This is a genomic window from Buttiauxella sp. AC038, assembly GCF_979253565.1.
The window spans coordinates 3,653,432-3,668,343 of sequence record NZ_CEEDCQ010000001.1 but is presented as its reverse complement, the minus strand read 5'-3'; the positions used below and the strand labels follow the sequence as shown (position 1 = coordinate 3,668,343).

15 protein-coding genes are annotated in these 14,912 nt (G+C 50.1%); 3 read left to right on the top strand and 12 right to left on the bottom strand.

The annotated features are described in order from the left end of the window. Position 1: 1 nt before the first annotated feature. The 4 genes from mrdA to AC0IXI_RS17490 form a co-directional block, all read right to left on the bottom strand. Positions 2-1,903 carry a peptidoglycan DD-transpeptidase MrdA gene (mrdA, locus tag AC0IXI_RS17505; protein ID WP_064517026.1) on the bottom strand — a complete coding sequence of 634 codons (1,902 nt, stop codon included), beginning with the start codon at positions 1,901-1,903 and terminating at the stop codon, positions 2-4. Between the two features lie 27 nt (positions 1,904-1,930). Continuing rightward, entirely contained in the window at positions 1,931-2,401 is a 471-nt protein-coding gene (gene rlmH, locus AC0IXI_RS17500) for a 23S rRNA (pseudouridine(1915)-N(3))-methyltransferase RlmH (RefSeq protein ID WP_064517027.1), read from the bottom strand. A gap of 3 nt (positions 2,402-2,404) precedes the next feature. Further along, complete coding sequence (gene rsfS / locus AC0IXI_RS17495; protein WP_064517029.1) at positions 2,405-2,722, bottom strand: ribosome silencing factor; 318 nt, start codon at positions 2,720-2,722, stop codon at positions 2,405-2,407. A 251-nt stretch (positions 2,723-2,973) separates the two neighbouring features. After that, positions 2,974-3,585: an adenosylcobalamin/alpha-ribazole phosphatase gene (locus AC0IXI_RS17490; RefSeq protein ID WP_064517031.1), complete on the bottom strand. Its 612-nt coding sequence runs from the start codon at positions 3,583-3,585 to the stop codon at positions 2,974-2,976. Positions 3,586-3,669: 84 nt separating this feature from the next. Here AC0IXI_RS17490 and cobD point away from each other — a divergent pair, with 84 nt between their 5' ends. Next, positions 3,670-4,764 carry a threonine-phosphate decarboxylase CobD gene (gene cobD, locus AC0IXI_RS17485; RefSeq protein WP_134183783.1) on the top strand — a complete coding sequence of 365 codons (1,095 nt, stop codon included), beginning with the start codon at positions 3,670-3,672 and terminating at the stop codon, positions 4,762-4,764. Here the strand turns inward: cobD and nadD are convergent. The 4 genes from nadD to leuS are packed head-to-tail and all read right to left on the bottom strand — an operon-like array spanning position 4,736 to position 9,630. Further along, a complete protein-coding gene (gene nadD / locus AC0IXI_RS17480) occupies positions 4,736-5,389 on the bottom strand; it encodes a nicotinate-nucleotide adenylyltransferase (protein WP_471682841.1) in 654 nt (217 codons plus the stop codon). The genes cobD and nadD overlap by 29 nt on opposite strands. Beyond that, on the bottom strand, positions 5,382-6,413 hold the full coding sequence (gene holA, locus AC0IXI_RS17475) for a DNA polymerase III subunit delta (protein ID WP_424222478.1): 1,032 nt from the start codon (positions 6,411-6,413) through the stop codon (positions 5,382-5,384). The genes nadD and holA overlap by 8 nt, the downstream gene beginning before the upstream one ends. Next, positions 6,410-7,033 (bottom strand): LPS assembly lipoprotein LptE, encoded by a 624-nt coding sequence (gene lptE, locus AC0IXI_RS17470; protein ID WP_471682840.1) that lies wholly within the window; start codon positions 7,031-7,033, stop codon positions 6,410-6,412. Before lptE ends, holA begins: the two co-directional genes overlap by 4 nt. A 14-nt stretch (positions 7,034-7,047) precedes the next feature. Then, positions 7,048-9,630, bottom strand: coding sequence for a leucine--tRNA ligase (gene leuS / locus AC0IXI_RS17465; protein WP_471682839.1), 2,583 nt, complete (start codon positions 9,628-9,630; stop codon positions 7,048-7,050). 253 nt (positions 9,631-9,883) lie between these two features. Between leuS and AC0IXI_RS17460 the strand changes: the two genes are divergently transcribed. After that, positions 9,884-10,366 (top strand): zinc ribbon-containing protein, encoded by a 483-nt coding sequence (locus AC0IXI_RS17460; protein WP_064517046.1) that lies wholly within the window; start codon positions 9,884-9,886, stop codon positions 10,364-10,366. 24 nt (positions 10,367-10,390) lie between these two features. Beyond that, the gene (gene dctP / locus AC0IXI_RS17455) at positions 10,391-11,437 is read left to right on the top strand and encodes a TRAP transporter substrate-binding protein DctP (RefSeq protein WP_471682838.1); all 1,047 of its coding nucleotides are present in this window, start codon (positions 10,391-10,393) and stop codon (positions 11,435-11,437) included. Positions 11,438-11,489: 52 nt separating this feature from the next. Here dctP and AC0IXI_RS17450 read toward each other — a convergent pair whose 3' ends face one another. The 4 genes from AC0IXI_RS17450 to AC0IXI_RS17435 form a co-directional block, all read right to left on the bottom strand. Next, positions 11,490-12,215 carry an amino acid ABC transporter ATP-binding protein gene (locus tag AC0IXI_RS17450; RefSeq protein WP_232864269.1) on the bottom strand — a complete coding sequence of 242 codons (726 nt, stop codon included), beginning with the start codon at positions 12,213-12,215 and terminating at the stop codon, positions 11,490-11,492. Further along, a complete protein-coding gene (gene gltK / locus AC0IXI_RS17445) occupies positions 12,215-12,889 on the bottom strand; it encodes a glutamate/aspartate ABC transporter permease GltK (protein ID WP_134183770.1) in 675 nt (224 codons plus the stop codon). Before gltK ends, AC0IXI_RS17450 begins: the two co-directional genes overlap by 1 nt. Beyond that, positions 12,889-13,629, bottom strand: a complete 741-nt coding sequence (locus tag AC0IXI_RS17440) for an amino acid ABC transporter permease (protein ID WP_034456698.1) — start codon at positions 13,627-13,629, stop codon at positions 12,889-12,891. Before AC0IXI_RS17440 ends, gltK begins: the two co-directional genes overlap by 1 nt. Before the next feature lie 328 nt (positions 13,630-13,957). Beyond that, positions 13,958-14,869, bottom strand: a complete 912-nt coding sequence (locus tag AC0IXI_RS17435) for an amino acid ABC transporter substrate-binding protein (protein ID WP_151992880.1) — start codon at positions 14,867-14,869, stop codon at positions 13,958-13,960. Between the last annotated feature and the right edge of the window lie 43 nt (positions 14,870-14,912).

Genomic DNA, 14,912 nt, shown 5'->3' with positions numbered 1-14,912 from the left:
ATTATTGATCCTCTGCACCTGCTGCTGCCGGTGCTTCAGTAGGCAGAACCGTATTGTCGTCCCCGAGCATAATATGGTCGAGGATCTGGCGCATGATGGTGCCTACAGCAGGGCCTGCGCCGCCGTTTTCCAGAATCATGGTGACGGAAACCTGTGGATTATCGTAAGGGGCGAACGCAGTCATCAATTTATGGTCGCGTAAGCGTTCAGCAATTTTATGAGCGTTATAAGTTTCATTAGCTTTCAGACCAAAGACCTGTGCCGTCCCTGATTTCGCAGCAATCTTGTACGGTGCATTGGCAAAGTATTTATGGGCTGTACCGTTAGGGCGGTTGGCTACGCCATACATCCCATCTTTGGCAATTTCCCAGTAACCTGAGTGAATATCGCCAACCGGCGGTTGAACCGGCTGCTGCCACGGCACTTTTTTGCCGTTCTCAACGGTGCTCGACAAAAAATGAGGGACACGAACGATGCCGTCGTTAATCAGGATCATCATTGCTTTGCTCATTTGAATCGGAGTCGCGGTCCAGTAGCCCTGGCCGATACCAACAGGAATTGTGTCACCCTGATACCATGGCTTTTTAAAGCGTTTCTGCTTCCATTCGCGTGTTGGCATGTTGCCGGACCTCTCTTCAGAGAGATCGATACCGGTATAGTGCCCGTAGCCAAACTTACGCATCCACTCGCCCATACGGTCGATGCCCATGTCGTAAGCGACCTGATAGAAATAGGTATCAGCGGATTCTTCAAGCGCTTTGGTGACGTTCAGGCGGCCGTGGCCCCACTTTTTCCAGTCACGATAGCGTTTTTCAGAACCAGGTAACTGCCACCAGCCTGGGTCAAAGAGGGAAGTATTGCGGGTGATTACCCCAGCACTTAACGCGGATACCGCCATATACGGTTTCACCGTGGAAGCCGGAGGGTAAACCCCTTGCGTTGCACGGTTAATAAGCGGCGTGTTCGGGTCATTGAGCAAACCGGAATAGTCTTTGCTTGAGATGCCATCAACGAACAAGTTCGGGTTGTAACTTGGCATCGAAACAAGCGCCAGAATGCCGCCGGTGCGTGGGTCGGTGACCACAACTGCTGCACGGCTTCCTGCTAATAAGGTTTCAATGTAATTCTGTAGCTTAAGGTCGATAGTCAGATAGATATCGTGCCCAGCTTGTGGCGGCACTTCCTTGAGCTGGCGAATGACACGGCCACGGTTGTTGACTTCAACTTCTTCATAACCCGTCTGGCCATGCAAGACATCTTCGTAATAACGTTCAATACCGAGCTTACCGATATCATGCGTTGAGGCGTAGTTTGCCAGCTTGCCGTCTTTATCAAGGCGTTCAACGTCTTTATCGTTAATTTTGGAAACGTAGCCAATGACATGTGTCAGTGCTGAGCCATAGGGGTAGAAACGACGTTTATAGCCCTTGACCTCAACACCCGGGAAACGGTACTGATTCACGGCAAAACGGGCAACCTGCACTTCGGTGAGGTTGGTTTTCACCGGAATAGAGGTGAAGCGATGAGAACGTGCTCGCTCTTTCTTAAAGTTGGCAATATCGTCGTCAGTTAAATCTACGACTGAACGTAACGCTTCAAGCGTCGCCTGCACGTCGTCCACTTTCTCAGGCATCATTTCCACTTGGTAAATGGTGCGGTTGAGGGCGAGTGGTGTGCCGTTGCGATCATAGATAATGCCGCGGCTAGGCGGAATGGGGACCAGTTTTATGCGGTTTTCATTCGAGCGAGTTTGGTAGTCAGTGAAACGGACGATTTGTAAATTATAAAGGTTGGCGACAAGCACACCGCTTAGCACCAAAATGCCTAGAAACGCGACCAGCGCCCGGCGCACAAAAAGCGCAGACTCAGCTGTATAGTCACGAAAAGAATTCTGTAATTTCATCCGCAGCTTTGTTCTACCTGACGATATCTACTCACGGTGATAAGGATGGTTGGTCGTAATGCTCCACGCACGGTAGAGGCTTTCTGCTACAAGCACCCGAACTAAAGGATGTGGCATTGTCAGAGTGGACAGTGACCAGCTTTGCTCTGCCGCAGCTTTGCATGCTGGAGCGAGTCCTTCTGGGCCGCCAATCAGCAAGCTTACATCTCTACCATCCTGTTTCCAGCGTTCAAGCTGCACGGCAAGGTGCGGTGTATCCCAAGGTTGCCCTGGGATATCCAGCGTGACAATTCGGTTGCCCTTGCCGGCTGCAGCCAACATCATTTCGCCTTCTTTTTCTAGAATGCGTTTGATATCGGCATTTTTGCTGCGTTTTCCCGCAGGAATTTCTACCAGTTCGAATGGCATATCCTTGGGAAAACGACGCAGGTACTCGGTAAAGCCGATTTGCACCCAGTCAGGCATTTTGGTGCCAACTGCTACTAATTGCAGCTTCACTCATTAACCCCAGAGCTTTTCCAATTCGTATAGCTGGCGGCTTTCTTCTTGCATCACATGGACGATAATTTCGCCAAGGTCAACAACCACCCAGTCAGTCGCATTCACGCCTTTCACGCCCAAAGCTTCAAAACCGGCTTTGCGAGATGATTCTACGACGTGTTCAGCGATGGACATAACGTGACGGTTAGAGGTGCCGGTACAGATAATCATGCAATCAGTGATGCTTGATTTACCCTGAACATCCAGAGCAATGATGTCCTGGCCTTTGAGGTCGTCGATTTTATCAACGATGAAATCTTGAAATTCTTTACCCTGCAAGTGTTCCCCCTGGGAAAAGTAGAGTGTGTTCGATTTAGCCCGCATGATACCCATAATGGGGCAGCTTTACTGACAATTCGGCAATGCGGCGCTCAAAGCGGGGTATCATCCCACCGAGTGGCCTGGTTTGCATCGCCATTTTTGTAAAACTATTTTGGAAAGTCATGCTTGCGGGCAGGAAATTATGGCAGCGGAGCATAACAGTCTGAGGTGTAGTGTCAATGGTTGACGATACCAGAGACGTTGGCAACTTATTGCACCGGCGGACAAATAGCCCGGTTATTGAGAGTCCTGAGTGTGGTAAACCCTTCTCGAATCTCAATTGAACTCCATGCCCCTTGTTCAATTACAAAGTGCCACAATGACGCGGGCGGCATGTTGAGCAGGGTAGCGATAAGCAGACTCAGTACGCCCTGATGGCTCACAATCAAAACATTTTCATCTTTTGGCAACGTGGATAACGATGCGGAGAACTCGCTGACACGGCGGGAAAAAAGCTGGAAGCCCTCACCATTGCGGGGAATAACGTTCTGCCAGTCGTTGCACCATGCGGCGTAGTTTTCGCTATCCAAACGCTGTAAATCACGGTGATGGCGCATCTCCCAGTCACCAAAATCCATCTCATTAAGTCGTGGTTCGGTAACTACAGGGATTTTACGTTGCTGGAGAATCAATTGAGTGGTGTGTTGCGCCCGGCCCAACTCACTGCAAAGCACCTTCTCAAAAGCAACATGACTTAGCATATCGCCTACCGCTTCGGCCTGGTTGATGCCTTCCGCAGTCAGTGGAGTTTCAGAAATGCCACTGTAAAGACCGTCTAAATTTGCCTGGGTTTGTCCATGGCGCACTAACCATAATTTCATCTCATCCTCGCGCAAACATTGGCTGGCACTGGCATAAGTGTATCATTGCACCTCAAGTTCGAAGTCTGTTTTATTGGGGGACGTATGGCGTTCAGTAGTCAGCACGGCGGCAATATCATTGAAGCTGCAGCTGTTATGGGTGTGGATGCGAATTCACTTATCGATTTTAGTGCCAATATTAACCCATTGGGTATGCCCGATTCATTGAAGCGCGCCATTACCGAAAACCTGGCTATTGCTGAACGTTACCCTGACGTTGAATATCGCGCGCTGCACCAGGCTTTGGCCGAACATCATCAAGTCCCTCAAGAATGGGTATTGGCAGGTAATGGCGAAACGGAGCTGATATTTAATCTAGTACAGCAACTCTTGCCACATAAGGCGCTGTTATTGACGCCGGGTTTTGCTGAATATCGTCGTGCGCTAACGCGAGTTAATTGCGAAATAATTGATTTTCATCTTAGTGAAGAACAAAGCTGGCAACCTGATGAATCATTATTGCAGGCATTAACGCCCGATTTGGATTGCTTGTTTTTATGCACACCGAATAACCCGACAGGTTTGATGCCTGAGAAATCTTTGCTTTTGGCCATTGCGCAGCGTTGCCAGGAAAACCATATTGATTTAATTCTTGATGAAGCCTTCCTCGATTTTTTACCCAATGAGCCAGGCCTGATTCCGCACTTAGCAAAGTTCTCCCGACTTTATGTTCTGCGCTCACTCACCAAATTTTTTGCTATTGCCGGTCTGCGACTTGGTTATATGGTGAGTGCCAATACAGAAGTGGTTGGACGTATTCGAAGACAAAGAGAACCCTGGACCATTAATGCGTTTGCGGCATTGGCAGGAGAGGTGATTCTCAATGACAGGGCTTATATTGAGGCGAGTTATCGTTGGCTAAGCACCGAACAACCTCGCTTGTTTAAAGGTCTTGGTGAGCTATCGGGAATTAAAGTATGGCCTCCACGGGCGAACTATATTTTTCTACGTTGCGAAATTGAAGGTTTAGATCTGCAACAACGGTTGCTGGAAGAGAATATTTTAATTCGTCACTGTGCAAATTATCCGGGACTAGATTCGCGCTATTACCGTGTGGCGATTAAAAGCCCTGTCGACAACGACAAACTGCTGGCTGCCATGCAGCGCATTCTCAGCAATACAGATTGTGCTGGCGAATAAACTCAGCGACTGCTGGGGGGAGTAGATCATCACAGGTTTGATGCTGCTCTAATCGTTGGCGGATAGCCGTTGCCGAAATGTCATACATTGGCGTTTGCGCGAGGTAAATCTGACCGGCAGGCTGGCTATGGAGCTCTTCAACCGAAGTTGTTTGATGCGCTTCAAGCCATTGCTGTTCCTCAGGTGTGTTCATCGACAGAGAATATCCGGGACGTTGGCAAACCAGCAGGTGGCATAACGTCAGCAGTGTTTCCCAACGATGCCAGCGTTGCAGGCTAAGCAAGGAGTCCTGTCCCACGATAAACGCCAAAGGTTGTTCAGCTCCAATCTCAGCACGCAACTGTTCCAGAGTTTCAACGGTGTACGACGGTGTTTCACGTTGTAATTCACGGTCGTCTAGCTTAAATAGCGAGTTCCCGGAAATAGCCAACTCCACCATTGTCTTACGCTGCTGGCTATTCGCCAGTGGCTGAGGGCGATGTGGTGGGACGTTATTCGGCATGATAGTGACTTGTTGCAGTGCCACCTGTTTTGCCAGTGCTTCGACCGGTCTTAAATGCCCGTAATGGATGGGGTCGAATGTCCCGCCATACAGAGCAGTTAACCTCGGCGCACTCTTAGCCATCGATGAAAATTTCCGGCAGTGCTTTATGGCACAGCAAAAGAGAAAGCCCTTCCAGCTCGGCCCAGACCGACTGGCCGTAATCTTTTTTCAGCGTCATTTCGATTTGACTCAGCAAACGCACCGCCTGATAAAGCTGTTCTGCAGATAAGCGATTGAGTGCTTCCGTCACCAGCGCACGACGATTCTGCCACACGCGCTGTTGGTCAAATAAAGTACGTAGCGGAGTATGCGCTGACTGGCGTTTAAGATTAACCAGTTGCAGTAGCTCGCGCTGGATTGTTCGCAGCAAAATCACTGGTTCGCTGGCTTCCAACCGGAGCTGTTGCAGAATATGCAATGCACGCTTACTTTTCCCTGCCAGAATCGCATCCACCCAATGGAATGGAGTGAAGTGAGCTGCATCGTTTACCGCTTGCTCAACCCGAGGCAAGGTCAACGTACCATCAGGCCAAATCAGCGAAAGACGTTCCAGGGCTTGTGACAGTGCCAGCAGATTTCCTTCATAGCAATAACACAGCAGTTGGTTGGCCGCATCATCGAGTGTGAGATTCATCTGTTTAGCTCGTTGGGCTACCCAGCGAGGCAATTGAGCCTGTTCCGGAGTTTGACAGGTCACAATAACGCAACGTTCGGCCAGCTTACTTAGCCACGCTGCATTTTCTTGAGCTTTGGTGAATTTGTTACCACGCACCAGCAGAAGAATGTCGTCATGCAGCAGGGACACCAGAGTTTCTAGTTGGGCATTGATCGCAGCGTTTGGACCATTTTCTGGTAACAGCAACAGAAGTGTCTGGCGACTGGCGAACAGGCTTAAAGCCTGGCAAATCGAGAACAGATCTTGCCAGTCGGTACTGACATCAATCTGAACGGTATGGTGTTCTTCGAAACCCTGGGTACCAGCCGTCTGGCGAATGGCATCCTGGCTTTCCTGGAGTAATAGCGGATCGTTACCGAGTAGCAGATACGCCGCGCGCAGCCCTTCATTGAGCTGCGCGCGAAGTTGTTCAGGGTACAACCTTATCATTGGCTACCAGATGTGGCCGAAAGCGTGGTCGAAGTGCGGCCTGCTGGCGTTGCTGGCGTAGAAGTTGAGGTTTTGCCTTTAACCGGCGTCTCAGCTGCTTCGGTTTCAGCGACATCAGCAACATGCACGGTCATCAGCTTACGAATAAGCTGTTGAGCTGCAGTGGTGTACATCTCTTTGATCAATAAATCTTGCTCGGCATCTTTTTGCAGTGCAGCAAGTGGGTTATCAAAGAATGACTTATACACTCTGGCGTTAATTGGATAAATGTCATGACCCGGAATCAGCACCTGCGCTGAAACTGTCATAACCATTTGATACTCCGCTGTGCGACCATCCTGGAAGACAGATGCAGTATCTTTTCCGAGTGAGCTGCCTAGTAAGCGCAGCGACGGAATATCCTTGCGAACTCCCGTTCCGGTATCGCTGACTATCGTAACGCCATTAAGGCGCAACTGAGAGCGTACTTCACGCGCTAGTGGGCCGTTCGGATCACCAGAGTTGAAGATCAAGGTTTTCATTTGATCAGGAACCTGCGTGCTGCCACGCAGGTGAAAACCACACCCGGCAGTGACAAGCACCGCCAAAGTAACTAACAAGCTGATAAAGGGATGTCGCACGGTTCCTCCTGCGCTTAGCCCACAACCAAATTGAGCAGTTTGCCCGGAACGTAAATCACTTTACGTACGGTCACACCCTCAAGATATTTCGCAACCAGATGTTCCTGACCTGCGCGTTCCTGCACTTGTTCTTGCGTTGCATCCGCTGGAACAGTGATTTTGCCGCGAACTTTACCGTTCACCTGTACAACCACCAGCAGCGAGTCTTCGACCATCGCTTTTTCATCAGCCTGTGGCCATGGTGCGTTGTCGATATCGCCTTCGCCACCCAGTGACTGCCACATATCGAAGCAAACATGCGGGGTGAAAGGATAAAGCATGCGAACCACAGCAATCAGCGCTTCATTCAGCAGCGCGCGGTCTTGATCGCCGTCCTGTGGTGCTTTCGCCAGTTTGTTCATCAATTCCATGATGGCAGCGATTGCGGTGTTAAAGGTCTGACGACGACCAATATCATCGGTCACTTTCGCGATGGTTTTATGAACATCACGGCGCAATGCTTTTTGATCTTCGCTAAGAGCTGCAACGTCAAGCGCTGGAGCTGCACCGCGGCTGATGTGCTCGTAAGCCAGTCTCCAGACACGTTTCAGGAAGCGGTTAGCCCCTTCAACGCCAGATTCCTGCCATTCCAGCGTCATATCTGCAGGAGAGGCAAACATCATGAACAGGCGAACAGTATCTGCGCCGTAGCGTTCAACCATGACTTGCGGGTCGATGCCGTTGTTTTTCGACTTCGACATTTTACTCATGCCAGCATAGACCAGTTCATTGCCCTGTGCGTCGCAGGCTTTGATAATACGGCCTTTCTCGTCACGCTCTACAATCGCATCAACCGGAGAAACCCAGTTACGCTCACCGTTAACACCGGTGTAATAGAACGCATCAGCCAGAACCATACCCTGACACAGCAGTTGTTTGGCGGGCTCGTTAGAGGTCACCATGCCTGCATCACGCATCAGTTTGTGGAAGAAGCGGAAGTAGAGCAGGTGCATGATGGCGTGTTCGATGCCACCAATGTAGATATCAACCGGCAGCCAGTAGTTAGCTGCTTTGGAATCCAGCATACCTTTGTCGTACTGCGGGCAGGTGTAACGCGCGTAGTACCAGGAAGATTCCATAAAGGTATCGAAGGTATCGGTTTCACGCAGCGCAGGTTTGCCATCAATAGTGGTTTTTGCCCACTCAGGATCAGCTTTAATTGGGCTGGTGATACCGTCCATTACGACATCTTCAGGCAGGATAACAGGCAGCTGATCTGCAGGCGTTGGCATAACGGTGCCGTCTTCCAGAGTCACCATTGGAATTGGCGCGCCCCAGTAACGCTGACGGGAAACACCCCAGTCGCGCAGACGATAGTTAACTTTACGCTCGCCAACACCTTTGGCTGCCAGTTTGTCGGCAATAGCGTTAAAGCCGTTCTGGAAGTCCAGACCGTCGAACTCACCTGAATTGAACAGAACGCCTTTTTCGGTCATTGCGCAAGCCGTCAAGTCTGGTTCGCTACCATCGGCATTCAGAATAACCGGTTTGATTTGCAGACCGTATTTGGTCGCAAACTCCCAGTCGCGCTGGTCATGACCAGGAACGGCCATTACAGCACCGGTGCCGTATTCCATCAGGACGAAGTTTGCTACCCAAACTGGAACAGACTCACCGGTCAGTGGGTGAATAGCGTTAACGCCAGTCGCAACACCTTTCTTCTCCATCGTTGCCATTTCTGCTTCGGCAACTTTGGTGTTACGGCACTCTTCAACGAACTCAGCCAGCGCTGGGTTGTTCAGTGCGGCTTGCTGCGCGATTGGGTGACCTGCGGCAACGGCCAGATAGGTCACGCCCATAAAGGTGTCCGGACGCGTGGTGTAAACAGTCAGTTTCTCAGCGCTGTTTTCCACATCGAAAGTGATCTCAACACCTTCGGAACGGCCAATCCAGTTACGCTGCATGGTTTTGACCTGCTCAGGCCAATGGTCCAGCGTATCGAGGTCGTTTAATAACTCGTCTGCATAAGCGGTGATTTTGATAAACCACTGTGGGATCTCTTTACGCTCAACTTTGGAGTCACAACGCCAGCAGCAACCGTCGATAACCTGTTCGTTTGCAAGAACAGTCTGGTCGTTCGGGCACCAGTTAACCGCGGAGGTCTTTTTATAAACCAGCCCTTTGGTGTACAGCTGAGTAAAGAACTGCTGTTCCCAACGGTAATATTCCGGGGTACAGGTCGCCAGCTCACGGCTCCAGTCATAACCAAAGCCCAGCGTTTTGAGCTGGTTCTTCATGTAGTTGATGTTGTCGTAAGTCCATGGCGCTGGAGCAGTGTTGTTTTTTACCGCCGCCCCTTCTGCTGGCAGACCGAACGCATCCCAGCCGATTGGCTGCAGAACGTTTTTGCCAAGCATGCGCTGGTAACGTGCGATAACGTCACCGATGGTGTAGTTACGAACGTGGCCCATGTGTAGTCGGCCAGAAGGATAGGGTAGCATCGAGAGGCAGTAATACTTCTCTTTGCCTTCGTCTTCGGTTACTTCAAAAGTACGCTTCTCTTGCCAGTGAAGCTGTACGTTGGATTCTATCTCTTCCGGGCGATATTGCTCTTGCATGGCAGCCAATGGTCCTGTGATGAAAAACAGCTACAGGTTAGGTTTCATTCCTAACGTGTGATTTGATCCGCATAGCATAGCCGATAAGAGTGCGGCAAAACAGCCTTTCAAGGGCCGTGATCACCATTTCTCATTTGCAGATATTTACCTTGCTTGTGGTCAATCTAACAAAGAGATGCCCGATTAAGGTCTACTATTATAGTCAGTTACATGACACTGAACGCATGAAACTCTTCAAGGAGGCAGGTAGACGATGAACAAGGTTGCTCAATTTTACCGTGAACTGGTGGCCTCACTCACCGAACGGTTACGCAATGGAGAGCGCGATATTGACGAACTGGTCGACAGCGCGCGTAAACGCATGAACGAAACCGGGGAGCTGACTCGTACCGAAGTAGATGAAGTGACGCGTGCAGTCCGCCGTGATTTAGAAGAGTTTGCTCGCAGTTATAACGAAAGCCAGGATGAATTTACCGACAGCGTCTTCATGCGCGTCATTAAAGAGAGTCTTTGGCAGGAACTGGCTGATATCACCGACAAAACGCAGCTCGAATGGCGCGAAGTTTTCCAGGACCTCAACCACCACGGCGTTTATCATAGCGGTGAAGTGGTCGGCCTTGGCAATTTGGTTTGCGAGAACTGCCATTTCCACCTGGCGATTTATACCCCTGATGTGCTGCCCGTTTGCCCGAAATGTGGGCATAACCAGTTTAGCCGTCGCCCATTTGAACCTTAATTTTCACAACGCGAAGGAACCGCAATGCAACGAAAACCCCTGGCCAGAAAAATTCTGGCCGTCTTCCTCACCATGATGCTGATGCCCACCACGGTATCGGCAGTTCAAATCCTGAAATACTCCGACCATGAACCACTGGGCGGGATGCGCACCAGCTTTATCAAGAACGTTTTCTTTACCGAAATTGAGAAGGAATCGCACGGCCGCCTGAAGGTTGACGATCACTGGAACAGTGAACTGGCTCGTAGCTATGATGCTCTGGGTGTCGTTAAAGAAGGGAAGGTTGCTGATATGGCAATCGTGGTGCCTGAATACACGGCGAAGGAATTTCCCCTGCAGCAGATCTTCAAAAGTTTCCCTGTTGGGCCAACGGGTGAAAAACAGGTTGAGTTTTTCCGCAAGGCTTACGCCACTATCCCTGAGTTCCAGGCTGAGTTAGCAAAGCAAAATGTGGTTAACATCTTCCTTGCGACCGGCTATCCCGTGGCTTTTTTCAGTACTAAACCCCTGAGCGCATTAGGTGATATCAAAGGAACAAAGTGGCGTTCAGCCAGTTTCTGGCATCAGGATTTCCTGAAAAATTGCGGTGCAATTCCCGTTTCTATGCCGTGGGGCGAGGGAATTTATGACGCGCTGAAAGCGGGAAGTCTGGACGGATTAATGGTTAACGTCGACAGCGGTTTTGAGCTCAACGTGCATAAAACGGCTCCTAATGTTTTGATCTCCAAAGATCTGTGGTTGGGCCATGTTTATCCGTTGGTGATGAATAAAGACACCTGGAATAAACTTGCCGATCAAGACAAGCAAGCCATTCAACGCGCCGCTCAAAAAGCGTATCAAACTTTAGGCTCGGTTATGGACAGCAGTTTCGATGGCATGGTGAGTGAGTTGCGTGATAACGGCGTGGCTATTCGCGAGCTGAAACCTGATGAAGTTAAGCATTGGGAAACGGCGACCCATTACCAGGATGTGCAAAGCAAATGGGTGAAAGAGCAAGAGAGTAAAGGCGTGAAGGACGCAGGTCCGGTGATGAATAAAGTCACAGCGTTAATGAACGAGACTATGAAGTGATTTTGCCGCGCAACCACCGCTCGAGAGGGTGATTGTGCGACTTAATACCGAATCAGTGCAGGATTTTCGCCAGGAAGTCTTTTGCACGCTCAGATTGTGGGTTGTTGAAGAAATCCTCTTTATTCGAGTCTTCAACAATTTTCCCTTCATCCATAAATATCACGCGATTTGCCACTTTACGGGCAAAGCCCATCTCGTGGGTCACCACCATCATGGTCATCCCTTCGTTTGCCAGCTCAACCATAACGTCCAGCACTTCATTGATCATCTCAGGGTCAAGGGCCGAGGTCGGTTCATCAAACAGCATTGCCACGGGGTCCATACACAGCGCACGCGCAATGGCGACACGCTGCTGCTGGCCGCCGGACAGCTGTGCCGGGAACTTATCGGCATGAGCGGTTAGCCCAACGCGCTCGAGCAGTTTCAGCCCTTTTTTACGCGACTCTTCTTTGTTGCGTTTGAGCACTTTTACTTGAGCAAGCGTCAGGTTTTCGATAATCGACAGATGCGGGAACAGCTCAAAGTGTTGGAACACCATTCCGACGTGCGAGCGTAACTCAGCAAGATTGGTTTTCTTGTTGTTAACCTGGGTGCCGTTAACCACGATCTCGCCTTTTTGCACCGGCTCAAGTCCATTTACCGTTTTGATAAGCGTTGATTTACCGGAACCCGATGGCCCACAAACGACCACCACTTCACCTTTTTTGACTTCTGTTGAGCAGTCGGTTAGCACCTGAAAGTGACCATACCATTTAGAAACATTTTTCAGGGAAATCATCACACTGTCCTTTTCTTCAAGTAGCTGACCAACAGCGAAGCACTCAGGCTGATTGCGAAATACACCATACCGGCAAACAGGATCATTTCGACCTGGGTTCCGTCGCGCTCACCAATGGTGGAAGCGGTACGGAAGAAGTCAGCCAGACTTAACACATATACCAGTGACGTATCCTGGAACAAGACGATACCTTGCGTTAACAGCAATGGCACCATGGCGCGGAACGCCTGTGGCAGGATAATCAGTTTCATTGATTGCCAGTGCGTCATCCCCAGCGCAAGGGCGGCATTGGACTGCCCTCGAGAGATACTCTGGATACCGGCACGAATAATCTCTGAATAGTAGGCGGCTTCAAACATTGAAAACGCCACCATGGCAGAGATCAGTCGAATATCTGTTTGCGGTGAAAGCCCCAGCACTTTTTGCAGGATCCCTGGCACAACCAGATAAAACCACAGCAGCACCATCACCAGCGGGATAGAGCGGAAAACGTTGACGTAGGCGCTGGCAAACCAGGCTATGGGCTTAATCGGCGACAGGCGCATCACCGCCAGCAGCGTACCCCACACGATACCGAAGATAATCGCCGTAACGGTGATTTTCAGGGTAATGATCAACCCCTGCATCAGATAAGGCATCGCGGGGAGAATAGAACTCCAGTCAAACTCGTACATTATTTGCCTCCCATATTGCCAGGCAGGCGAATTTTGCGTTCAACGACATACATCACCAGCATAATCACAGCGTTAATGAGGACATACGCGAGGGTGATTGCTGTAAAGGATTCATAAGCGTGTGCGGAATAATCCAGTAATTTACCCGCCTGCGCCGCCATATCGACCAGGCCGATGGTTGATGCAATAGCTGAGTTCTTCACCAGGTTCATCATTTCAGATGTCATTGGCGGCACGATTACGCGATAGGCGTTTGGTAGCAGCACATAGCGGTAAGCTTGTGGGAGCGTCAAACCCATCGCCAGTGCGGCATTTTTTTGCCCGCGAGGCAGTGACTGAATGGCTGCACGGACCTGTTCACATACACGAGCTGCGGTAAACAAACCAAGGCAAATCATCGATGACAAGAAGAATTGAACATTCGGGTCAAGCTCAGATTTAAACCACATGCCGAGATTTTCAGGCAGTAATTCCGGCACCACTAAGTACCAGGTAAAGAACTGCACGATAAGCGGCACGTTACGGAACAACTCGACATACAGCGTGCCAAGGCTCGACAGCCATTTATTGGGAACGGTACGTAAAATGCCGAACAGAGAGCCGACGAGGAAAGCGATTATCCATGCACAGATGGACAGGGCGACGGTGACCTGGAAGCCATTCCAAATCCAGCCCAAATAGGTGGTGTTGCCGAACGGGGCGGGCTGTAGAAATATTCCCCAGTTCCAGTCTATAGACATAACATACTCCGAGAAAAAATTGAGGGTAGCGAGCTGCGCTACCCTCGAAGATTGATGAGAAGCTTGTACCCCGATTTCAGATCTATGCCTGAGATTTTGGGGGTACTTTCACGCCGGATGGGGAACGGCCATCCGACGCATAGTCTGTCCGAGCTTCAGTTCGTCAATCGAGAGGGCTGGGTCATCCCGGCCCCTTGTTCTATACCCACCATCCTTCAAGCTGCAGGGGTGTTGGCTGCACTCACTTACCCGAATCACTTACTGAAGTAAGCTCATCGGGATAAGCTCACTGGCCGCCTACCTGCAACTCGAATGCTAATGGGTATGTTTAGTTCAGTGCTTTATCGTTTGGTTCTTTGAACAGGGCTTTCATGTCGTCAGACAGAGCGAAGTTCATGTTGATGTTTTTCGGTGGAATTGGATTCATAAACCACTTATCAAACCATTTCGCCGCTTCACCAGATGTCTGTGCCTGAGCGATGGTGTCATCCATCAGCTTCTTAAACTCTGGGTCGTCTTTACGCAGCATACAGCCGTAGGCTTCGCGGGATTGCGGAGTGCCGAGGATTTCCCAGTTATCCTGTTTCTTCGCTTTAGCACGTTCGCCAGCCAGCAGGGCATCATCCATCATAAAGGCAACGGCACGACCGCTTTCCAGAGTGCGGAATGAGTCACCATGGTCTTTAGCACTGATGATACGCATATCCATTTTCTTCTCTTCATTCAGCTTGTTCAGCAGAACTTCAGAAGTGGTCCCAGAAGTCACAACAACTGCTTTGCCTTTCAGGTCAGCGAAGTCCTTAATCGGGCCACCTTTCTTAACCAGCAAACGGGTACCGACGACGAATATCGTGTCAGAGAACGATGCTTGTTTCTGGCGCTCGAGGTTGTTAGTGGTGGAACCACATTCAAAATCAAAGGTGCCGTTTTGCAGCAATGGAATGCGGTTCTGAGAAGTAATCGGGATCAACTTAACGTGCAGGTCAGGCTTGTTGAGCTTTTTCTTCACGGCTTCAACGATAGCGTTGGAGTAATCCTGTGAATAGCCGACGACTTTTTGTTGGTTATCGTAGTAAGAAAAAGGAACAGAAGACTCACGGTGACCGACCACAATGACGCCGTTTGCGGCGATCTTATCAAGAGTACTTTGTTGAGCTGCAGGTTTAGCATCTTCGGCGTGTGCGATTCCAGCGCCTAAACCCATAACCAGCAAAGCTGAGGCTAGTTTACGTAATTGCATTACCAACTCCTTTATCTTAATGCCATGAGGCATTGATACCCGT